Source organism: Ideonella oryzae (assembly GCF_024055665.1).
Lineage (GTDB): Bacteria > Pseudomonadota > Gammaproteobacteria > Burkholderiales > Burkholderiaceae_C > Ideonella > Ideonella oryzae.
Window position 1 is genome coordinate 181,622 of record NZ_JAMXMC010000005.1, and the last position, 19,117, is coordinate 200,738.

19 protein-coding genes are annotated in these 19,117 nt (G+C 70.7%); 10 read left to right on the forward strand and 9 right to left on the reverse strand.

Annotation, left to right across the window (positions count from 1 at the left end; genetic code table 11):
- Window positions 1-13 precede the first annotated feature (13 nt).
- Window positions 14-748, reverse strand: coding sequence for a glutathione S-transferase N-terminal domain-containing protein (locus M0L44_RS09690; protein ID WP_252769520.1), 735 nt, complete (start codon window positions 746-748; stop codon window positions 14-16).
- 162 nt (window positions 749-910) lie between these two features.
- On the opposite strand from M0L44_RS09690, the gene M0L44_RS09695 reads away from it, so the two are divergent.
- Window positions 911-1,855, forward strand: coding sequence for a YVTN family beta-propeller repeat protein (locus M0L44_RS09695; protein ID WP_252769521.1), 945 nt, complete (start codon window positions 911-913; stop codon window positions 1,853-1,855).
- Between the two features lie 84 nt (window positions 1,856-1,939).
- On the opposite strand, the gene cyoE is transcribed toward M0L44_RS09695, so the two are convergent.
- From cyoE to M0L44_RS09725, 6 genes are all read right to left on the reverse strand, one after another.
- On the reverse strand, window positions 1,940-2,827 hold the full coding sequence (gene cyoE, locus M0L44_RS09700; protein ID WP_252769522.1) for a heme o synthase: 888 nt from the start codon (window positions 2,825-2,827) through the stop codon (window positions 1,940-1,942).
- A gap of 11 nt (window positions 2,828-2,838) precedes the next feature.
- On the reverse strand, window positions 2,839-3,171 hold the full coding sequence (cyoD, locus tag M0L44_RS09705; RefSeq protein WP_252769523.1) for a cytochrome o ubiquinol oxidase subunit IV: 333 nt from the start codon (window positions 3,169-3,171) through the stop codon (window positions 2,839-2,841).
- On the reverse strand, window positions 3,171-3,785 hold the full coding sequence (gene cyoC, locus M0L44_RS09710; protein ID WP_022980212.1) for a cytochrome o ubiquinol oxidase subunit III: 615 nt from the start codon (window positions 3,783-3,785) through the stop codon (window positions 3,171-3,173). Before cyoC ends, cyoD begins: the two co-directional genes overlap by 1 nt.
- 16 nt (window positions 3,786-3,801) lie before the next feature.
- The gene (gene cyoB, locus M0L44_RS09715) at window positions 3,802-5,856 is read right to left on the reverse strand and encodes a cytochrome o ubiquinol oxidase subunit I (RefSeq protein WP_252769524.1); all 2,055 of its coding nucleotides are present in this window, start codon (window positions 5,854-5,856) and stop codon (window positions 3,802-3,804) included.
- 4 nt (window positions 5,857-5,860) lie between these two features.
- Window positions 5,861-6,799 (reverse strand): ubiquinol oxidase subunit II, encoded by a 939-nt coding sequence (gene cyoA / locus M0L44_RS09720; protein WP_252769525.1) that lies wholly within the window; start codon window positions 6,797-6,799, stop codon window positions 5,861-5,863.
- Between the two features lie 530 nt (window positions 6,800-7,329).
- Window positions 7,330-8,223 carry a LysR family transcriptional regulator gene (locus tag M0L44_RS09725; RefSeq protein WP_252769526.1) on the reverse strand — a complete coding sequence of 298 codons (894 nt, stop codon included), beginning with the start codon at window positions 8,221-8,223 and terminating at the stop codon, window positions 7,330-7,332.
- Window positions 8,224-8,359: 136 nt separating this feature from the next.
- Here M0L44_RS09725 and M0L44_RS09730 point away from each other — a divergent pair, with 136 nt between their 5' ends.
- Together M0L44_RS09730 and M0L44_RS09735 are read left to right on the forward strand one after the other, a co-directional pair.
- Entirely contained in the window at window positions 8,360-9,322 is a 963-nt protein-coding gene (locus M0L44_RS09730; RefSeq protein ID WP_252769527.1) for a DMT family transporter, read from the forward strand.
- Window positions 9,298-10,668, forward strand: a complete 1,371-nt coding sequence (locus M0L44_RS09735; protein ID WP_252769528.1) for a 3-oxoacyl-ACP reductase — start codon at window positions 9,298-9,300, stop codon at window positions 10,666-10,668. Before M0L44_RS09730 ends, M0L44_RS09735 begins: the two co-directional genes overlap by 25 nt.
- Before the next feature lie 20 nt (window positions 10,669-10,688).
- On the opposite strand, the gene M0L44_RS09740 is transcribed toward M0L44_RS09735, so the two are convergent.
- The gene (locus M0L44_RS09740; RefSeq protein WP_252769529.1) at window positions 10,689-11,582 is read right to left on the reverse strand and encodes a pirin family protein; all 894 of its coding nucleotides are present in this window, start codon (window positions 11,580-11,582) and stop codon (window positions 10,689-10,691) included.
- Window positions 11,583-11,604: 22 nt separating this feature from the next.
- The gene (locus M0L44_RS09745) at window positions 11,605-12,240 is read right to left on the reverse strand and encodes a TetR/AcrR family transcriptional regulator (protein ID WP_252769530.1); all 636 of its coding nucleotides are present in this window, start codon (window positions 12,238-12,240) and stop codon (window positions 11,605-11,607) included.
- A gap of 128 nt (window positions 12,241-12,368) precedes the next feature.
- On the opposite strand from M0L44_RS09745, the gene M0L44_RS09750 reads away from it, so the two are divergent.
- From M0L44_RS09750 to M0L44_RS09780, 7 genes are read left to right on the forward strand one after another with little or no spacing between them, the layout of a single operon-like run.
- On the forward strand, window positions 12,369-13,703 hold the full coding sequence (locus M0L44_RS09750) for an NAD(P)/FAD-dependent oxidoreductase (protein WP_252769531.1): 1,335 nt from the start codon (window positions 12,369-12,371) through the stop codon (window positions 13,701-13,703).
- The gene (locus M0L44_RS09755) at window positions 13,700-14,482 is read left to right on the forward strand and encodes a DUF1365 domain-containing protein (protein ID WP_252769532.1); all 783 of its coding nucleotides are present in this window, start codon (window positions 13,700-13,702) and stop codon (window positions 14,480-14,482) included. The genes M0L44_RS09750 and M0L44_RS09755 overlap by 4 nt, the downstream gene beginning before the upstream one ends.
- On the forward strand, window positions 14,479-15,738 hold the full coding sequence (locus M0L44_RS09760; RefSeq protein WP_252769533.1) for an SAM-dependent methyltransferase: 1,260 nt from the start codon (window positions 14,479-14,481) through the stop codon (window positions 15,736-15,738). The genes M0L44_RS09755 and M0L44_RS09760 overlap by 4 nt, the downstream gene beginning before the upstream one ends.
- Window positions 15,735-16,364: a chalcone isomerase family protein gene (locus tag M0L44_RS09765; RefSeq protein ID WP_435526403.1), complete on the forward strand. Its 630-nt coding sequence runs from the start codon at window positions 15,735-15,737 to the stop codon at window positions 16,362-16,364. Before M0L44_RS09760 ends, M0L44_RS09765 begins: the two co-directional genes overlap by 4 nt.
- 25 nt (window positions 16,365-16,389) lie before the next feature.
- Complete coding sequence (locus M0L44_RS09770; protein ID WP_252769535.1) at window positions 16,390-17,721, forward strand: MFS transporter; 1,332 nt, start codon at window positions 16,390-16,392, stop codon at window positions 17,719-17,721.
- On the forward strand, window positions 17,718-18,320 hold the full coding sequence (locus M0L44_RS09775; RefSeq protein ID WP_252769536.1) for a DUF3833 domain-containing protein: 603 nt from the start codon (window positions 17,718-17,720) through the stop codon (window positions 18,318-18,320). Before M0L44_RS09770 ends, M0L44_RS09775 begins: the two co-directional genes overlap by 4 nt.
- Window positions 18,321-18,324: 4 nt before the next feature.
- Window positions 18,325-19,116, forward strand: coding sequence for an SDR family NAD(P)-dependent oxidoreductase (locus tag M0L44_RS09780; RefSeq protein ID WP_252769537.1), 792 nt, complete (start codon window positions 18,325-18,327; stop codon window positions 19,114-19,116).
- Window position 19,117: the final 1 nt, after the last annotated feature.

Below are 19,117 nucleotides of genomic sequence, written 5' to 3' on the forward strand. Positions count from 1 at the left end.
GCCGGTCCCGGCCTCAGGGCCGGGGTGCCACCGACGCGGCGGTCTGCCCGAAGAGCAGCTTCTTGCCGGCCTCGGTCACGGCGGAGCGGCCGCTGAAGGGCTCGCTCTGCGCCACCGCGTAGGCCCGGGCCGTGGCCGGCCGGGCCGCGACGGCGGCAAACCAGCGCGACAGGTTCGGAAAGTCGGCCAGGCGTTGCTGCTGCCGCTCCCAGGGCACGATCCAGGGGTAGATCGCCATGTCGGCGATGGTGTAGGCCTCGCCGGCGACGAAGGGCACCCAGGCCAGACGGCGGTCCAGCACGCCGTAGAGCCGGTTGGTCTCCTTGACGTAGCGCTCGATGGCGTAGGGAATCTTCTCCGGCGCATAGGTGCCGAAGTGGTGGTTCTGCCCGGCCATCGGGCCCAGGCCGCCCACCTGCCAGAACAGCCACTCCAGCACGGCCTTGCGGCCGCGCAGGTCCGTGGGCAGGAAGGCGCCGTGCTTCTCCGCCAGGTACAGCAGGATGGCGCCGGACTCGAACAGGCTCAGCGCCTCACCGCCATCGGCCGGGGCCGGGTCCACCAGGGCCGGCATGCGGTTGTTGGGCGACAGGGCCAGGAACTCGGGCTTGAACTGGTCACCGGCACTGATGTTGACCGGGTGAATCTCGTAGGGCTGCCCCAGTTCCTCCAGCATCATCGTGATCTTGTGGCCATTGGGCGTGGGCCAGTAATGCAGCGCATAGGGCGGTGAGGAAGCGTTCGTCATGGACAGGCTTTCTGAACGTGCAAGCACGGAGTTGCTCCATTCTGGTACGGGGCGAATCCCCCTGATGGGCCTGCGCCCAGGGTTCCGCCCCGTACCAGGCGGAGCCTCGGATTTCTACACTGTGACGCAAGCGGCAGCCCCTCGGCTGCACAAGGAATGGCCATGCTCCGATTGAATCTCCTGACCGCCGCGCTGGCGACTGCGTTGTGCGCGGCGGCGCAGGCCGCACCCCACGCCTATGTGCCCAACGAGGGTTCGGGCACGCTCAGCGTGATCGACACCCAGACCGACACGGTGGTCGCCGAGATCCCGGCCGGCAAGAAGCCCCGCGGCACGGTGGTCACACCCGATGCGCGCACCGCCTTCGTGACCGACCAGCCCGCCGGGGCGCTGAACGTGGTCGACCTGGTGGCCGGCAAGCTGGTGGGCAGCATCCCGCTGGGCACCTCGCCCGAGGGCGCCGGCATCTCGGCCGATGGCCGCTGGGTGGCCGCGGCGGTGGAGGAAGGCAACGAGGTGATGTTCATCGACACGAGCACCCGGCAGAAGGTGTTCGAGGTGAAGGTCAAGGGCCGCAACCCCGAGCACGCGGTGTTCTCGCCCGATGGCAAGACCGTGATCGTCAGCGCCGAGGAAGGCGAGGCGGTGGACGTGATCGACTTTGCCAGCCGCAGCGAGGTGGCACAGATCCCGGTGGGCGCGCGGCCCCGCGGCATGGGCTTCTCGCCCGATGGGAAGTTCGCCTGGGTGGCGGCCGAAACGGCCAGCGAGGTCTACAAGATCGACACCGCCAGCTGGAAGATCGTCGGCCAGGTGAAAGTCGGCCTGCGCAGCAACGGCATCGTGGTGCACCCGGACGGCCAGCGGGTCTTCGTCTCCAACGGCGGCGACCACAACGTCATGGTGATCAACACCCAGACCCTGGCGGTGCAGGCCACCATCCCGGTGGGCCAGCGGCCCTGGAACATGGCGCTCACCCCCGACGGCCAGAAGCTCTACGTCGCCTGCGGCCGCTCCGGCGCCGTGTCGGTGATCGACCTGACGAAGAACGAGAAGATCAAGGACATCCCGGTGGGCAAGCTGCCCTGGGGCGTGGCCATCCGCTGAAGCCACCACCAGCGCAGTCCCCAAAAACAAAGGGCGGTCCGAGGACCGCCCCTTTTCATGGCCGAACCGCGGTTCAGCCTGGCATCACAGCACCCAGCCGACGTGGGCCGGCACCTGGCCATCGATCGCCATCATCACGCTCAGGGCGGAGATGGTGACGGTCGAGAACAGGAAGACCTGTCGTGCCCAGCGGCGGTCGTCCACCGCCGGCTGGTAGCCGGCCAGCGCCATCTTCAGCCACCACAGGCTGGTGGCCACCGCCACCGCCAGGTAGCCGTAGCCGGCGTAGCCGCCCACCACCAGCAGCACGGTCGCCGCGGCAAAGGCCAGGATGTAGAGCACGATCTGGCGCTTGGCCTCGGAGATGCCGCGCACCACCGGCAGCACCGGGATCTGCGCCGCTTCGTAGTCCTTGAAGCGGAAGATCGCGATGGCGTAGGAGTGCGGCATCTGCCACAGGCAGAACATCAGCAGCAGGATCAGCGCACCGGTGTCGAAGCGACCGCTGGCGGCGCAGTAGCCTGCCACCGGCGGCACCGCGCCGGAGAGGCTGCCCACCACCGTGCCGTAGACCGAGCGGCGCTTCATCCACAGGCTGTAGACGCCCACGTAGATGAAGTAGCCGAAGGCCGCGCAGGCCGTGGCCAGCGCATTGGTCCAGATGGCCAGGGTGGCGAAGCCCGCCAGTCCCAGCACCAGGCCGTGCGCGAAGGCCGCCCGCACGCTCATCGCGCCGGTGACCAGCACCCGTTTCTGGGTGCGGGCCATGCGGCTGTCGATGTCGCGGTCGATGCAGTTGTTGATCGCGCAGCCCGAGGCCACCACCAGCGACAGACCGATCGCGGTGGCCAGCATCAGCCCCCAGTCCAGGGCGTGGCCCTGGCTGGCGAGCAGGAAGCCGCCGAAGGTGGCGATCAGGTTGCCGCCGGTGATGCCGGGCTTGGTGACCTGGAAGTAACGGCTGAGCTTCAAGTCGGCCTCGCTCAGCGCAGCATCAGCGCGTCGGCGGTGGTGATGATCCAGATCGACAGACCCACCAGCAGCACGATCACCATCGCCGTGAAGGCGAAGGAGAAGGTGTTGACCTTGCCGGATTCGGTCGTGAAGTTCAGGTGCAGGAAGTACTTCAGGTGCACCAGGATCTGCACCACCGCGAAGATCAGGATGCCGGCCGTGGCCGCCGAGGCGGTGAAGTGGCCGCTCATCACGATCCAGAACGGGATGGCCGTCAGGATCACGGACAGCGCGAAGCCGACCAGGTAGCTCTTGACGCTGCCATGGTCCTCGGCGGCGTGTTCATGCGAAGCGGCGCTCATCACAGCACTCCCTTCAGGTAGACGACGGTGAAGACGCAGATCCAGACGATGTCCAGGAAGTGCCAGAACAGGCTCAGGCAGCTCAGGCGGGTCATCAGGCGGTCGCTCAGGCCGGACTTGACGGTCTCGATCATCAGGATCGCCATCCAGATCAGGCCGGAGGTCACGTGCAGCCCGTGCAGACCCACCAGGCCGAAGAAGGCCGACAGGAAGGCGCTGACCTGCGGGCCGTGGCCCTCTTCGATCATGTGGTGGAACTCGTTGACTTCCATCCCGATGAAGACCGCGCCGAAGACGAAGGTCAGGGCCAGCCAGGCCAGCACGCCCGACTTGTTCTTCTTGTGCCCGGCGATCATCGCGAAGCCGTAGGTGATGGAGCTCAGCAGCAGGGCCGCCGTTTCCACCATCACATAGGGCAGGTCGAAGATCTCGCGGCCCATGGGGCCGGTGGCCACGTTCCGGTACAGCACTGCATAGCCCGCGAACGCCGTCGCGAACAGGATGCAGTCGGTCATCAGGTAGAGCCAGAAGCCCAGCACCGTCTGGGAACCGGTGTCGTGGTGCTCGTGCTCGTCGTGCGCGCCGTGCGCGTGCTCAGCAACGTAGGTGCTCATGTCGGTTCACTCGCTCTCAGGCCGTGGCCACGCCGGCGCTGCCGGGCAGGGCCTGGCCGTCGGCCTGGGGTTGCACACCAGCCTGGGCCGCGCGCACCTTGGCCAGGTGGGCGTTCTCGGTGGCCAGGATCTCGTCGGGCTGGATGTAGAAGTCCTTGTCCGGGTCGTAGGCACGGCCCAGGACGCCGGCCACGATGCACAGCAAGCCCACGATGGCCAGCCACCAGATGTGCCAGATCAGCGCGAAGCCCATGGCCAGCGTGAACAGGCCGATGACCACGCCCCAGGGGGTGTTCTTGGGCATGTGGATCGGCGCGTACTTGGCCGGTTGCTGGTAGGCCACGCCCTTTTCCTTCATGTCGGTCCAGGCGTCCACGTCATGCACCGTGGGGATCACGGCGAAGTTGTAGGCCGGAGGCGGCGAGGAAATGGACCACTCCAGGGTGTGACCGTTCCAGGGGTCGCCGGACAGGTCCAGGGCCTGGGCCTGCTTGCGCTGCATCAGGCTGACGGCCAGCTGCAGCAGCTGGAAGGCGATGCCCAGGGCGATCAGCGCGGCACCGACGGCGGCCACGTACAGGTACGGGGTCCACAACGGGTTGTCGGTGTGGTTCAGGCGACGGGTCATGCCCATGAAGCCCAGGGCATACAGCGGCATGAAGGCGATGAAGAAGCCGACCTGCCAGCACCAGAACGCGGCCTTGCCCAGGGTGGGGTTCAGCTTGAAGCCGAACACCTTGGGGAACCAGAAGGCGAAACCGGCCAGGTAGCCGAACACCGCGCCACCGATGATGGTGTTGTGGAAGTGGGCGATCAGGAACAGGCTGTTGTGCAGCACGAAGTCCGCACCCGGCACGGCCATCAGCACGCCGGTCATGCCACCGATCGAGAAGGTCACCATCGCACCCAGGATCCAGAAGATCGGGGGTTCGAAGCGCAGACGGCCGCGGTAGATGGTGAACAGCCAGTTGAACAGCTTCACGCCGGTGGGCACCGAGATGACCATCGTGGCGATGCCGAAGAAGGCATTCACGTCGGCGCCGGAGCCCATCGTGAAGAAGTGGTGCAGCCAGACCATGAAGCCCAGCACCGAGATCACGCCGGAGGCGATGATCATCGAGGTGTGGCCGAACAGGCGCTTGCCGGTGAAGGTGGAGACCACTTCCGAGAAGATGCCGAACGCCGGCAGGACCAGGATGTACACCTCAGGGTGACCCCAGGCCCAGAACAGGTTCAGGTACATCATCGCGTTGCCGCCGGCATCCGCGGTGAAGAAGTGGAAGCCCAGGTAGCGGTCCAGGCTCAGCATGGCCAGGGCGCCGGTCAGGATCGGGAACGAGGCGACGATCAGCACGTTGGCCCAGGTGCAGGTCCAGGTGAAGATCGGCATCTGCATGAGCTTCATGCCGGGGGCTCGCATCTTCCACACGGTCACCAGGAAGTTGACCGCGGTCAGCGTGGTGCCGATGCCGGAGATCTGCAGGGCCCAGGTGTAGTAGTCCACGCCCACGTCCGGGCTGAAGCCCAGCTCGGCCAGCGGCGGGTAGGCCACCCAGCCAGTGCGGGCGAAGTTGCCCACGCCCAGCGACAGGTTCACCAGCGCCGCGCCCGCCACCAGCAGCCAGAACGACAGCGAGTTCAGGAACGGGAAGGCCACGTCACGCGCGCCGATCTGCAGCGGCACCACGATGTTCATCAGGCCCGTCATGAACGGCATGGCCATGAAGATGATCATGATCACGCCGTGGGCGGTGAAGATCTGGTCGTAGTGTTCCGGCGGGAAGATGCCGAGGTTGCCCCCGGTGGCCATGGCCAGCTGGCCCCGCATCATCGCGGCGTCGGCGAAGCCGCGCAGCAGCATCACCATGGCGACGATGATGTACATCACGCCGATCTTCTTGTGGTCCACCGAGGTGAGCCACTCGTTCCACAGGTAGCCCCACTTGCCGTACTTGGTGATCAGGGCGACGATCACCAGCCCCATCAGACCGGCCCCGGCCAGCGTGCCCATGATGATGGGCTCGTGCAGGGGGACGGCGTCCAGGCTCAGCTTGCCCAAAAACGTCGACATCGCGTTACTCCTTGGTGGCGGCCACAGGCTCGCACAGCGCCTTGCTCAGCGCGGCCAGCTTCAGGTCGTCGTCAGTGGCGGCCAGCGACTGGCGGCCTGCCATGTACTTGTGCATCACGGCGTCGAACAGACGCGGCTCCGCGGCGGTGAAGTAAGCCGGCAGGTTGTTCTCGCTCGGCTGGGCCAGCGCCAGGTAGGCCTGGGCATCCAGCGGGGTGGCCTGGGTCTTGACCTTGGCCACCCAGGCCTGGAAGTCCTCGGGGGTCTCGGTGGCGATGGCCTTGAACTTCATGCCCGAGAAGCCGGCGCCGCTGTAGTTGGCGGACATGCCGTCATAGCTGCCGGCCTCGTTGGCCAGCAGGTGCAGCTTGGTCTCCATGCCGGCCATGGCGTAGATCTGGCCGCCCAGCTGCGGGATGAAGAAGGAGTTCATCGCCACATCGGAGGTGATGCGGAAGTTGACCGGCGTGTCCTTGGGGAAGGCCAGCTGGTTGACCGTGGCGATGCCCAGGTCCGGGTAGATGAACAGCCACTTCCAGTTCAGGGCCACCACGTCCACCTTGATCGGCGTCTTGGCCGAATCCAGCGGGCGGTACGGGTCCAGCTTGTGGGTGGTTTCCCAGGCCAGGATGGCCAGGCCGATCACGATGACGACGGGAATCGTCCAGACCACCACTTCAATTTTCGTGGAGTGGGCCCACTTGGGGGTGTAGACGGCCGCGCTGTTGCTGGCCCGGTACTTCCAGGCGAACACCAGGGTCATCAGGATGACCGGCACGACCACCAGCAACATCAGGAAGGTGGCGGTCAGGATCAGTGACTTCTCGTCGGCACCGATCGGCCCTTTCGGGTCGAGGATGCCGCCCTTGCAGCCCGACAGGAGCGTGGCCAGCAGGGCTGTGCCAGCGCCCAACCAGCGGGTGGGTCTTGAGTTAATCGTCATACGACTGGATGGTTGAGGAAGATTCGGGAACCGCAGGGCGGCAGGACGATCGGTGCCGGGAGCAGCCGGCGTTCGGGAGGCAGGACCGGCGCACCAGGCGCCAGCCCGGCATCAGCCCGGTGAGGCGGATGCCTCCACCCCAGACGGCGGACCGGCCGGGGACTCGGCACCAGGCGGCCACGCTGCCACCGGGCCGAACGCAGCCGCGCCTGCGCGCACGGCGCAGACGTCACCCAGGCGCCAGAGCGACTGGCGCGGTTGATGCTTCCGGTTCATGTGGCTGGCCCTGCGGCATACCGTCCACCCTATTGATCTGGCGCACGAGGCCAGGGGGCGATGATTGATGTGCCGCAATACTGGTACTTGACCTAGATTGTAGGCGCTGCGCTGGTTAGCTCCATTGACGGGGCTAACGTGTCGGAATAAGTTGCAAAGTTTTGCCGACTTGCGCTAGGTCATATTTGGACCTATGCAAGGCCCCCGCCGAGCCCCAGTCCGGGGCGGGCCAGAGCGTCTCTGAGCGGCGGTCTTCAAGGCCGCGCGTCGGCGCCCCACAGCTCGGCCACGGTGTCTCGCACGGCCGCCACCGCCGGGATGGACAGCGCCTCGGGCGAGCTGACCCAGCACAGCCAGGTCTGCCCCTCCCAGCCGGGGTAGATGCGGACATGGCCCTCGCGCTCGGCCGCCTGGGCCTGGTCGCGGCGCATCAGCCCCACGCCCAGCCCGCTGACCACCATGCTGCGCAACGCCCCCTCGGTGTCGGCCATCACCCCGCCAGGCACGCTGGCCCCCGCGGCGGCGAACAGGCGCTCGAGTTGCACCCGCAGGCCGCACTCGGGTGGCGTGGCCACCCAGGGCAGTCCCACCAGGGCAGTCAGGCTGTCAGGCATGCCTGAATCCGCCATCCGCTGTGGCAACGCTGCAACAACCTGACAAGGTTGTAAGCGAAGGAGATCCAGGCCTTCCAGCTGTTCGTGCTCGCTGAGGACCCAGGCGCAGTCCAGTTCGCCCCGGCGCACCGCCTGGATCGCCTGCATCGAGATGCCCTGACGCAGCTGCAACGCCACCTGGGGATGCGCCTCGGCCAGGCGAACGAACACCTCGCCCAGGCGCAGCGCCACCGGGTCGCTGACCGTGCCCATGCGCACCACCCCACGCACCTGCCCACGGATCTGCGCGGCCGCCACCTGCATGGCCTGCGCAGCGGCCAGGGTGCGCTGCGCCTCTGTCAGCAAACGCTGACCTGCCAGGGTGAGCGACATGCCGCGTGGGGTGCGATCGAACAGGCGGACCCCCAACTCTTCCTCCAGGGCCTTGAGCTGGGCGCTCACGGCCGGGGCGCTGGTGAAGACCCGCTCAGCCGCGCGGGTCAGGTTGCCCTCGGTCGCCACCGCCACGAAGGTCTTGAGCTGGTAGATCTCCATGGGCGGCGATTCTCCGCGGGCGGCGCCAGGCGCGTATCTTGATTTTCCGAAGACCCCGCTCCGCCGAAACGAATGGACCCATGCCTCGGCCGCCACCCAGACTGGCGCCCTGTTCATTCCCATGCGAGGAGTCGCCATGAACCCCATTTCGGCCCCCTGGGCCGTGGCCGCGCTGCTGCTGGCCACAGCCTCCTGGGGCAGCATGTTCCTGGTGTCCAAGCCCATGGTCACCCAGCTGGATCCGGTCTGGCTCACCGTCGTCCGCTACGGCCTGGCCTGCCTGCCGTGGGCCATGCTGCTGCTGCGCCAGGACGCGGTGCCCTGGGGCGCGCTGCGCCGCCACGGTTTGAAGCTGACGCTGCTGGGGCTGGGGGGCTACGGCCTGTTCAGCACCCTGTGCTTCTATGGCCTGCGCCTGTCGCAGCCCTCGCACAGCTCGGTCATCATGGCCACCATGCCCTTCACCACGCTGGGCCTGCGCTGGTGGCTGGACGGGTTGCGTCCCACGGGCCGCGCCCTGCTGGGGGCCGCACTGGCCCTGGCCGGCGTAACCACCGTGGCCGGTCTCTGGAGCCCGGCGCCCCCGGGCAGCGCCGGCCCGCATGCCCTCTGGGGTGATGCCATCACCTTCGCCGCCACGCTGGGCTGGGTGGTCTACACCCGGGGCACCGCCGCCTTCACCCAGCTCAGCCCGCTGGAATACACCGCCCTGACCGCGCTGGCTGCCCTGCCATGGATGCTGGCCATCGCCCTGGGACTCACGGCCCTGGGCCTGTCCACCCTGCCCACGCTGGCCGTGCTGGGCAGCCTCTCACCCTCCCTGCTGTACCTGGCCCTGGTGCCCACAGTGGCAGCCATGCTGGCTTTCAACACCGGGGTGCGGCGCCTGGGTCCGGCGGTGGGCACGCTGTTCCTGAACGTGGTGCCGGTGTCGGTGATGGTGGTGAAGGCACTGCAGGGCCACTCCCCCCAGGCCGAGGAGCTGCTGGGCACCGCCCTGGTCGCGCTGGGTCTGGGCCTGCACAGCCTGCCACAGCCCCCACAATGGCGGCGCCCATCCAACCCGCCCTGCCCATGCCCGCCCCGAACGACCGCCTGATCACCCTTGCCGCCGGCCGCTGGAGCGGCCCCGTGATCCGCGCCCTGGGCCTGCCCAGCCCCAAGGCCCTGCCCCGCGAGACCGGCCCGCTGCGCGCCGAGGCCCTGGCGGGCCGGCAGAGTGCGCTGGGCGGCACCGGCGTGACGCCCACCTTGCAGGCGGCCGAGACCGCGCTGCGGTCCCTGGGCGTGGACCTGCTGGACGCCGCCAGGTCCAGTGGCCCCAATGACCCCGGTGGCCCCAGCAGCCCGCTGGATGTGGCGGTCTTCGACGCTACCGGCCTGGCCACGGTGGCCGCGCTGGACGGACTGCGCCGCTTCTTCGCCCCCGGCCTGGGCCGGCTGCGGCCGGGTGGCCGCCTGCTGCTGCTGGCCCGCGCGCCCGACACGCTGGCCGAACCCGAGGCCGCCGCCGCGGCCCAGGCGTGCGAGGGTTTCATGCGCAGCCTGGCCAAGGAGGTGGGCCGGCGCGGTGCCACCGCCAACCTGCTGTGGCTGGACCCCGGGGCCGAGGCCGGCCTGGCGGCGCCGCTGGCCTTCTTCGGCGGCCCGCGCAGCGCCTATGTCTCGGGCCGCACGCTGCGGCTGGCGGCAGCGCCCATCCCCGCCGGCCACGGTCTGGGCGGGCGCACCGCGGTGGTGACCGGCGCGGCCCGCGGCCTGGGTGCCGCCACCGCCGAGCGCCTGGCCGCCGAAGGTGCGCGGGTGCTGTGCGTGGACGTGCCGGCGGCCGGCGAGCCCCTGGAGGCGCTGGCCCGGCGCCTGGGCGGCCAGGCCCTGGCGCTGGACATCACCGCGGCCGATGCCGGCGCCCGCCTGGTGACGGCGCTGCAGGCCACGGGCGGGGTGGACGTGGTGGTGCACAACGCCGGCATCACCCGCGACCGCACGCTGGCCCGCATGAGCGAGGCCGAGTGGGGCGCGGTGCTGGCCGTCAACCTGCGCGCGGTGCTGGGCCTGGACGCGGCGCTGGACGCCGCCGGCCTGTGGCGGCCGGGCGCGCGGGAGGTCTGCCTGTCCTCCATCAGCGGCATCGCCGGCAACGGCGGCCAGACGAACTACGCGGCCAGCAAGGCCGCGCTGCTGGGCTATGTGGCGACGCGGACCCGCCAAGCGCCCGCGCCGGGCATGACGGTCAATGCGGTGGCCCCGGGCTTCATCGAGACGGAAATGACGGCGCGCATCCCGTGGGGGATCCGCGAGGCGGGCCGGCGCATGAACGCGCTGTCGCAGGGTGGCCAGCCGCAGGACGTGGCCGAGGCCATCGCCTTCCTGGCCCAGCCGGGCGCGGCGGGCGTCAACGGCCAGGGGCTGCGGGTCTGCGGTCAGGCCCTGCTGGGGGCCTGACCGGCCCCCACATCGACCCTTCAGGTCTTCAGGTGCACGCCCGCCAGCGCGGGCGCCAGCAGGCGCGGGGCCGGGCTGCCCGGGCGCACCGTGCCGAAGCGACCGCTGTCGCCGTTCCAGTCGGCCAGCGCGGCCTCCAGCCCGGCCTGGTCGCGGCCGACGAAGTTCCACCACAGCAGGATGGGCGTGTCGGCCCAGGGCTGGCCGCCCAGCCACAGCAGGCGCAGCGGCCCGCTGCTGCGCAGGTTCACACCGTCGGCGCCGGGGGGCAGGTAAAGCAGTTCGTCGGCATCCAGCCGCTCGCCGTCCACCCAGGCCTCGCCCTCCAGCACCATGGCCGCGTGCTCGAAGCCCGGGTCCAGCGGCAGCCGCACCTCGCCCGCGGCCGGGGCCAGCAGTTCCAGCCCCACCAGCGGCGTGAAGACCTGGGCCGGCGAGGTGGCGCCCAGCGCGCTGCCGGCCAGCACCGTCACCTGCCAGTCGCCCAGCGGGCGCACCGGCAGCACCGGGTGGTTCTGGAAGGCCGGTGCGCGCTCGCGCTCGGCGTCGGGCAGGGCGATCCACAGCTGGGCCGCGTGCATGCGCGCGCCCTCGGCGGCGGAATCCTCCGTGTGGGAGATGCCGTGGCCGGCCGTCATCAGGTTGACCTGGCCGGGGCGGATGACCTGCTCGTTGCCCAGCGAATCGCGGTGCAGCACCTCGCCCTCGATCATCCAGGTGAAGGTCTGCAGGCCGATGTGGGGGTGGGCGCCCACATGCATGCCGTCGCCAGGCGCGAACTGGGTGGGGCCCAGGTGGTCCAGAAAACACCAGGCGCCCACCATGCGGCGCTCGCGGTGCGGCAGGGCCCGCAGGATGGGCGTGTCCACCCCGAGAATGGTCTTGCGGGCGGGCAGGCGCTGGGCGGGGCTCATGGCGGTCCTTTGGGCGTTCAGGTCAGCGCAGGGCCATGCCGTCGAAGGTCGTCGACGTGACCCAGTCGAGGATCTGCGCATGGGTGTACTGGCCGGACTCCTTGAGCATGGCCACCACCGGATCGCAGGCCCGGGCAAACAGGGTATAGAGCACCAGCTCGCCCGGCAAGGCCGGGTTGAGCTGGCCGCCGGTCTGGGCCTCGGTGATCCAGATGCTCAGCCGGTTGCTCAGCGCGATCAGCCGGTCCATGTACTCGTCGTTGGACTGGAGCGCGGCGCTGAGGTGGGAGTTCTGCGCCGGCAGCGTGGGCATCTCGCCTTCCAGCTGGGTCTGCATGGCCCAGCGGGTCACGGCCTTGAGCTGGTCCAGCGCCCTCAGCGGCTGGCCGGCCTGCGCCGCCTCGGCGGCCTGGGCCCGCAGGCCATCGACGAAGGCCAGGGCCCGGTCCAGCACGCCCACCATGGCCGCGCCGGCCAGGTCTTCCTTGGAAGGGAAGAGCTTGTAGAGACTGGCCTTGGCCAGGCCGGCCTCGGCGGCCACCTCGTCCACCGTCATCGCGTCATAGCCCTTGGTGGCCAGCAGGCGGTTCACGGCGGCCACGATGGCCTCTTCGCGCACACGCTGCATCTGCTCTCGGATCGACGGACGGGCTCCCATGGGTCGGATTCTAGACCCGGCAGGGCATCCGCAATACCCGATAGTGCAAAATTGATACCAAACGGTTATATTTTGAACTCATCAGTTCAAACATTGATCTGATGAGTTCAACCCAGGGAGTCTTTCACATGCACCGTGTCGCTGTCATCGGTTCCGGCATTGCCGGCCTGGGTGCCGCCTGGCGACTGAGCCGTCCGCAGGCCGGCCAGCCGCCGCTGCAGGTCACCCTGTTCGAGGCCGGCCGCCACTTCGGTGGCCACGCCCACACGGTGGACCTGGCGCTCGACGGCGTCCACCAGGGCGTGGACACCGGCTTCCTGGTCTACAACCAGCGCACCTACCCGCTGCTGACCCAGCTCTTCGCCGAGCTGGGGGTGGAGGTGGCGGCCTCGGACATGTCCTTCTCGGTGCAGGTGCCGCGGCCCGACGGCCGGCCTGGCCTGGAATGGAGCGGCAGCTCGCTGTCCAGCGTGTTCGCCCAGCGCGGCAACCTGCTGCGGCCGCGCTTCTGGCACATGCTGGCCGAGATCCTGCGCTTCAACCGCCTGGCCACCGACCTGGCCCGGCGCCAGGTCGAGACCGAACTGGCCACCTCGATCGGTGACTTCCTGGACGCGCAGGGCTTCGGCCCGGCCTTCCGCGAGGACTACCTGCTGCCGATGATCGGCTGCATCTGGTCCTGCCCCACCGACCAGATGCTGCGCTTCCCGGTGGCCACGCTGATCCGCTTCTGCCACAACCACGGCCTGATCCAGGTCACCGACCGGCCGCAGTGGTACACGGTGCGTGGTGGCTCGCGCCAGTACGTGCGCCGGCTGGTGGCCCAGTTGCCCGACGCCCGTCTGAACACGCCGGTGCTGGGCCTCAAGCGCCTGGACCAGGGCGTGGTGCTGCAGACCCCGCACGGCAGCGAGCACTTCGACGCGGTGGTGCTGGCCTGTCACAGCGACCAGGCCCTGGCCCTGCTGGGCGAGGACGCCAGCGCCGACGAGCGCGCGGTGCTGGGCGCCATCCGCTACCAGCCCAACGAGGCCGTGCTGCACACCGACACCGGCGTGCTGCCCACTCGCCCCGCCGCCTGGGCGGCCTGGAACTACGAGCGCGCCGCCAGCGCGCAGCAGGAACAGACCCAGGTCTGCCTGCACTACCTGATCAACCGCCTGCAGCCCCTGCCCTGGGAGCGCCCGGTCATCGTCTCGCTCAACCCGGCCCGCCCGATCGACGAACGCCAGGTGCACCAGCGCATCTCATACAGCCACCCGGTGTTCGACCTGGCCGCCATCGAGGCCCAGCGCCGCGTGCCGGCCCTGCAGGGGCGGCGCCGCACCTGGTTCTGCGGCGCCTGGTGCGGCTACGGCTTCCACGAGGACGGCCTGCGCGCCGGCACCGACGCCGCCGACGGCCTGCGCCGCGCGCTGGCCGGCTGGCCCGACACGGCCGACACCGCCCAGGGGGCCGCATGAACACCGCCGCCGCCGCGCAGCCGCTGATCGGCTTCGGCAGCGTCTGGCACCGCCGGCTGCGGCCGGTGGAGCACGCCTTCCGCTACCCCAGCTACTTCCTGCTGCTGCCGCTGCGCAGCCTGCGCGCCACGCCGCACGCCGCGCTGCGGCGCAACCGCTGGGGCTGGCTGAGCTTCCATGACTGCGACCACGGCGAGGGCGGCCCCGACGCGCTGGCCTGGTTCGAGGACCTGTTGGCGCGCGAGGGCATCAGCGACGCCGACGGCGAGGTCTGGCTGCACACCTTCCCGCGGGTGCTGGGCTATGTCTTCAAGCCGGTGAGCTTCTGGTACGCGCACCGGGCCGACGGCTCGCTGGCCGCCGTGCTGGCCGAGGTCAACAACACCTTCGGCGAGCGCCACGCCTACCTGCTGGCCGGCCCGGACCTGGCCTGGGGCCGCGAGCAGCATGCCCGCAAGGTCTTCCACGTCTCGCCCTTCTGCCGGGTCGAAGGGGCCTACCGCTTCCGCTTCGAGCGCCACGCGGGCGATGCACAGCACCCGCCCCACACCCTGGTGCGGGTGGACCTGGACGACGCCCAGGGCCCGCTGCTGCAGACCAGCGTGGGCGGCCGGCTCGAGGCCCTGTGCCCGGCCAGCGTGCGCCGGGCCTGCTTCGGCACCCCGCTGATGACCCTGGGCGTCATTGCCCGCATCCACTGGCAGGCGCTGCAGCTCTGGCGCAAGCGCGTGCCCTTCTTCGGCAAACCCGCCGCCCCCGAGCACTTCGTCACCCGATGAACACGACCACCGCGACCTCCCCCCGCTCCGCGGCCGTGCCCGGCGCCACGCCCGCCGCCGCCCGCCGTGTGCTGAACCTGCTGGCGCGCCTGCCCCAGGGCCGGCTGGACCTGCAGCTGCCCGATGGCCAGGTGCAGCGTCTGCCCGGCAGCGGCGCCAGCAGCCAACCCGGCGGCAGCATGGTGCTGCACAACTGGGCCGTCTTCGAACGCACCCTGAAGGCCGGCGACATCGGCCTGGCCGAAAGCTACATCGACGGCGACTGGGACAGCCCCGACCTGGCCGCCCTGCTACGCCTGTGCATCCGCAACCGCGAGCACATCGAGGGCCTCATCTACGGCCGCTGGTGGGGCGCGCTGGCCTACCGGCTGCGCCACCTGCTGCGGCGCAACACCCGCAGCGGCAGCGCCAAGAACATCCACGCCCACTACGACCTGGGCAACAGCTTCTACCGCCTGTGGCTGGACCCGACCATGAGCTACAGCGCAGCCTGGTTCGAGGGCCGCGACCCGCGCGGCGTGGACCTCAAGGCGGCCCAGCAGGCCAAGGTGCGCCGTGCCCTGCGCGAGGCCCGGGTGACGCCCGGCGCGCGGGTGCTGGAGATCGGCTGCGGCTGGGGCGGGCTGGCGGAAATCGCCGCCGGCGAGTTCGGCGCCCACGTCACCGGCGTGACCCTCTCGCGCGAGCAGCTGCAATGGGGCCAGGCGCGCATGCAGGCCCTGGGCCTGGGCCGCCAGGTGGAGCTGCGCTACCAGGACTACCGCGACCTGGCCGAGCGCCACGCGGACGCGCCCTTCGACGCCATCGTCTCCATCGAGATGTTCGAGGCGGTGGGCCGCGAATACTGGCGCGGCTACTTCGAGACCCTGCGCGCCTGCCTCAAGCCCGGCGGCCACGCCTGCATCCAGACCATCACCATCCGCGACGACCTGTTCGAGCGCTATGTGCGCTCGACCGACTTCATCCAGCAGTACATCTTCCCCGGCGGCCTGCTGCCCAGCCCCTCGGCCTTCGAGGCCGAGGCCCGCCGCGCCGGCTTCATCGTCGAGCAGCGCCTGGCCTTCGGGCCCGACTACGCCGAGACCCTGCGCCGCTGGCGCGAGGCCTTCCTGCGCGAGATCGACACGGTACAGCGCCTGGGCTTCGACGCCCGCTTCCAGCGCATCTGGGCCTTCTACCTGGCCTACTGCGAGGCGGCCTTCGACACCGGCAACACCGACGTCATCCAGTTCACGCTGCGCAAGCCCCTGCCATGACGGCCGCACCATCCCCGCACTGCACCCGGCGTCAGAGCCTGGCCCATATGGCCCATATGGCCCATATGGCCGGCATGCTGGCCACCCTGCCCGTCACCTTGAGCCCCCCCATGACCGCCCTCGCCCAGACCGCCGCCCCGGCACCGACGCCGATGCCCCCGGCCGAACTCCGGCCCCTGCTGCCCACCGCCCGCCTGCTGGGCAGCGGCGTGCTGCGCTTCTTCGGCCTGCGGGTCTACGAGGCGCGGCTGTGGGTGGCCCCCGGCTTCCAGCCCGAGCGCTACGCGCAGCAGCCCTTCGGCCTGGAGCTGGCCTACGACCGCAAGCTCGAGGGCGAGGCCATCGCCGAACGCTCCATCGCCGAGATGCGCCGCGTGGGCCCCTTCAGCGCGGCCCAGGCTGACCAGTGGCTGGCCCTGATGAAGCAGGCCTTCCCGGACGTGGCCGCGCAGGACCGGCTGCTGGGCCTGACCGATGGCCGCGGCGAGGTGCGCTTCTTCCACAACGGCCAGCCCACCGCCCAGACCCGCGACGCCGAATACGCCCGGCTGTTCTTCGGCATCTGGCTGGCGCCGCAGACCTCCGCCCCCGCGCTGCGCGACGCCCTGCTGGGCCTGGCGCGCTGAACCCGACTCCGGCTCTGCCTGCACCATGAGCACGCCGCACGCCCCCGCCGCCCTGCCCTGGCGCACCGGGCTGGCCTATGGCGCGCTGGCCCTGCCGCTGGCCTTCGTTTCGCTGCCGCTCTACGTGACGCTGCCGCACCACTACGCCACCAAGGCCGGCACCCCGCTGGCCGCCCTGGGCATGGTGCTGCTGGCCACCCGCGGCCTGGACGCGGTGGTGGACCCGGCCCTGGGCCGCTGGGCCGACCACCTGTTCCAGCGCGGCCTGCGCCCGGCCTGGCAGGCCGCGGCGGGCGGCGCCCTGGCCCTGGCGCTGGCGTTTGCCGCGCTGTGGCACCCGCCGCGCGGGCCGGCCTCCGGCACCCTGGCCTGGCTGGGCCTGACGCTGCTGGCCTGCACCCTGGCCTACAGCGGCGTGGCCATCCTGCACCAGGCCTGGGGCACGCGCTGGGGCGGCGCGCCGGCCTGGCGGGCCCAGGTCAGCGCCTGGCGCGAAGGCGCCACCCTGCTGGGCGTGGTGCTGGCCAGCGCCCTGCCCGCCTGGCTGGGCCTGGACGGGACCAGCGCCGTGCTGGCCGTGGCCCTGGGCGCCGGCCTGCTCGGCCTGGGCTGGCTGGTGCGCCGCCCCGGCGCGGCCGCGCTGCCGACCGTGCCGGCCGAGCACGGAACGCTGCAAGCCCCGTCGCGCACGACCGCCGCCTCACCCTGGCGCGACGCCGCTTTCCGCCGCCTGCTGGCGGTCTTCATGCTCAACGGCGTGGCCAGCGCCATCCCGGCCACGCTGCTGCCCTTCTTCGTGGCCGACCGCCTGCAGGCCGCCGGGTTGCAGCCCCTGCTGCTGCTGATCTACTTCGGCGCCGCCGCGCTGGGCCTGCCGCTGTGGGTGCGGGCGGTGCGGCGCTGGGGCCTGTCGCCCACCTGGCGCGCCGGCATGGCCGCCAGCATGGTGGCCTTTGCCTGCACCCCGGCCCTGGGCGCGGGCGACGGCCCCTTCTTCGCCGTCATCTGCCTGGCCAGCGGCCTGGCCCTGGGGGCCGACCTGGCCCTGCCCGGCGCCCTGCTGACCGGCGTGATCCACCAGGCCGGCGCCGGCCAGCAGGGCGAGGGCCGCTACCTGGGCTGGTGGGCCTGTGCCACCAAGCTCAACCTGGCCCTGGCCGCCGGCCTGGCGCTGCCGCTGCTGGCCGCCGCCGGCTACCAACCTGGCGCGCCTGGCGTCCCCGCGGCGCACGACGCCAACGGCCTGCAGGCTCTGGCCTGGGCCTACGGCGGCCTGCCCCTGCTGCTCAAGCTGGCCGCCCTGGCCCTGCTGTGGCGGGCCGAGCAGCGCCACCCCACCTGGAGAGACACCGCATGAAACGCCCCCTTCCCCGAGCCCCGCGCCGCGCGCTGCTGACCCTGGCGGCCAGCGCCGGGCTGGCCAGCCTGAGCGGCCTGAGCGGCTGCGCCGGGCCCAGCGTGCAGGACTACGCCCAGGAAAAGCCCGTGCTGGACCTGCGCGAGTACCTCAACGGCCCGCTGACCGCGCAGGGCCTGTTCACCGACCGCTCGGGCCGCGTCGTCAAGCGTTTCACGGTGCAGATGACCGGCCAGTGGCAGGGCGAGGAAGGCACGCTGGACGAGCACTTCCGCTACAGCGACGGCACGACCCAGCGCCGCGTCTGGCACCTGCGCCACCTGGGCGACGGGCGCTATGTGGGCCGGGCCGACGACGTGGTGGGCGAGGCCCGCGGCGAGAGCGCCGGCAACGCCTTCCACTGGACCTACACCCTGGCCCTGCCGGTGGACGGCCGGGTCTGGAACGTCGAGTTCGACGATTGGATGTACCGCATGGACGAGACCACCGTGCTCAACCGCTCGGCCATGAGCAAATTCGGCCTCCACCTGGGCGACGTGACCCTGGCCTTCACCAAACCGGCGCAGGCTGCAAGCCAGGCCAGCGACCACAAGGACTGACACCATGGGCTGGCTGGGACGGGACCTGAACCCCCGCATCACCGACTGGGCCGGACGCTGGGTCTGGCTGGTGGGCGCCTCCTCGGGCATCGGCCGCGCACTGGCCGAGGCCCTGCACCGGCGCGGCGCGCGGGTCATCGTCTCGGCCCGGCAGGCCGCCGCGCTGCAGGACTTCGCCCGGGCCCATCCGGGCAGCCTGGCCCTGCCGCTGGACGTGACCGATGCCGACGCCGTGCAACAGGCCGCCGCGCGGGTGGCCGAGGCCGCTGGCGGTGCGCCGGCCCTGGTGCTGTTCTGCGCCGGCCACTACAAGGCCCAGAGCGCCACCGCCTTCGACCTGGCCGAGATGCAGCGCCACCTGGCGGTGAACTACCAGGGCGCCCTGCACCTGCTGGATGCGGTGCTGCCCCTGCTGCTGTCGGCCGGCCGCGGCCACCTCAGCCTGGTGGGCAGCGTGGCCGGCTACCGCGGCCTGCCCATGTCACTGGCCTACGGGCCCACCAAGGCGGCGCTGAACAACCTGGCCGAGAGCCTGTACCTGGACCTGCGCCCGCGCGGCCTGGGCGTGTCCATCGTCAACCCGGGTTTCGTCGAGACGCCGCTGACCGCGCAGAACGCCTTTCGCATGCCGGCGCTGATCACGCCCGAACAGGCTGCCGAGGCCATGCTGCAGGGCTGGGCCCAGGGCCGCTTCGAGATGAACTTCCCGCGCCGCTTCACCCGCTGGGTGCGGCTGCTGCGCGGCCTGCCCGACGCCTGGTACTTCGCCCTGGTGCGTCGGGCCACCGGAGTCTGAA

Excerpts from the sequence above, each read along its gene's own strand:
- M0L44_RS09690 (WP_252769520.1), bottom strand. The coding sequence starts at position 748 with ATGACGAACGCTTCCTCACCGCCCTATGCGCTGCATTACTGGCCCACG.
- M0L44_RS09695 (WP_252769521.1), top strand. The coding sequence starts at position 911 with ATGCTCCGATTGAATCTCCTGACCGCCGCGCTGGCGACTGCGTTGTGC.
- cyoD (WP_252769523.1), bottom strand. The coding sequence starts at position 3,171 with ATGAGCGCCGCTTCGCATGAACACGCCGCCGAGGACCATGGCAGCGTC.
- cyoC (WP_022980212.1), bottom strand. The coding sequence starts at position 3,785 with ATGAGCACCTACGTTGCTGAGCACGCGCACGGCGCGCACGACGAGCAC.
- cyoB (WP_252769524.1), bottom strand. The coding sequence starts at position 5,856 with ATGTCGACGTTTTTGGGCAAGCTGAGCCTGGACGCCGTCCCCCTGCAC.
- cyoA (WP_252769525.1), bottom strand. The coding sequence starts at position 6,799 with ATGACGATTAACTCAAGACCCACCCGCTGGTTGGGCGCTGGCACAGCC.
- M0L44_RS09725 (WP_252769526.1), bottom strand. The coding sequence starts at position 8,223 with ATGGAGATCTACCAGCTCAAGACCTTCGTGGCGGTGGCGACCGAGGGC.
- M0L44_RS09730 (WP_252769527.1), top strand. The coding sequence starts at position 8,360 with ATGAACCCCATTTCGGCCCCCTGGGCCGTGGCCGCGCTGCTGCTGGCC.
- M0L44_RS09735 (WP_252769528.1), top strand. The coding sequence starts at position 9,298 with ATGCCCGCCCCGAACGACCGCCTGATCACCCTTGCCGCCGGCCGCTGG.
- M0L44_RS09740 (WP_252769529.1), bottom strand. The coding sequence starts at position 11,582 with ATGAGCCCCGCCCAGCGCCTGCCCGCCCGCAAGACCATTCTCGGGGTG.
- M0L44_RS09745 (WP_252769530.1), bottom strand. The coding sequence starts at position 12,240 with ATGGGAGCCCGTCCGTCGATCCGAGAGCAGATGCAGCGTGTGCGCGAA.
- M0L44_RS09750 (WP_252769531.1), top strand. The coding sequence starts at position 12,369 with ATGCACCGTGTCGCTGTCATCGGTTCCGGCATTGCCGGCCTGGGTGCC.
- M0L44_RS09755 (WP_252769532.1), top strand. The coding sequence starts at position 13,700 with ATGAACACCGCCGCCGCCGCGCAGCCGCTGATCGGCTTCGGCAGCGTC.
- M0L44_RS09760 (WP_252769533.1), top strand. The coding sequence starts at position 14,479 with ATGAACACGACCACCGCGACCTCCCCCCGCTCCGCGGCCGTGCCCGGC.
- M0L44_RS09765 (WP_435526403.1), top strand. The coding sequence starts at position 15,735 with ATGACGGCCGCACCATCCCCGCACTGCACCCGGCGTCAGAGCCTGGCC.
- M0L44_RS09770 (WP_252769535.1), top strand. The coding sequence starts at position 16,390 with ATGAGCACGCCGCACGCCCCCGCCGCCCTGCCCTGGCGCACCGGGCTG.
- M0L44_RS09775 (WP_252769536.1), top strand. The coding sequence starts at position 17,718 with ATGAAACGCCCCCTTCCCCGAGCCCCGCGCCGCGCGCTGCTGACCCTG.
- M0L44_RS09780 (WP_252769537.1), top strand. The coding sequence starts at position 18,325 with ATGGGCTGGCTGGGACGGGACCTGAACCCCCGCATCACCGACTGGGCC.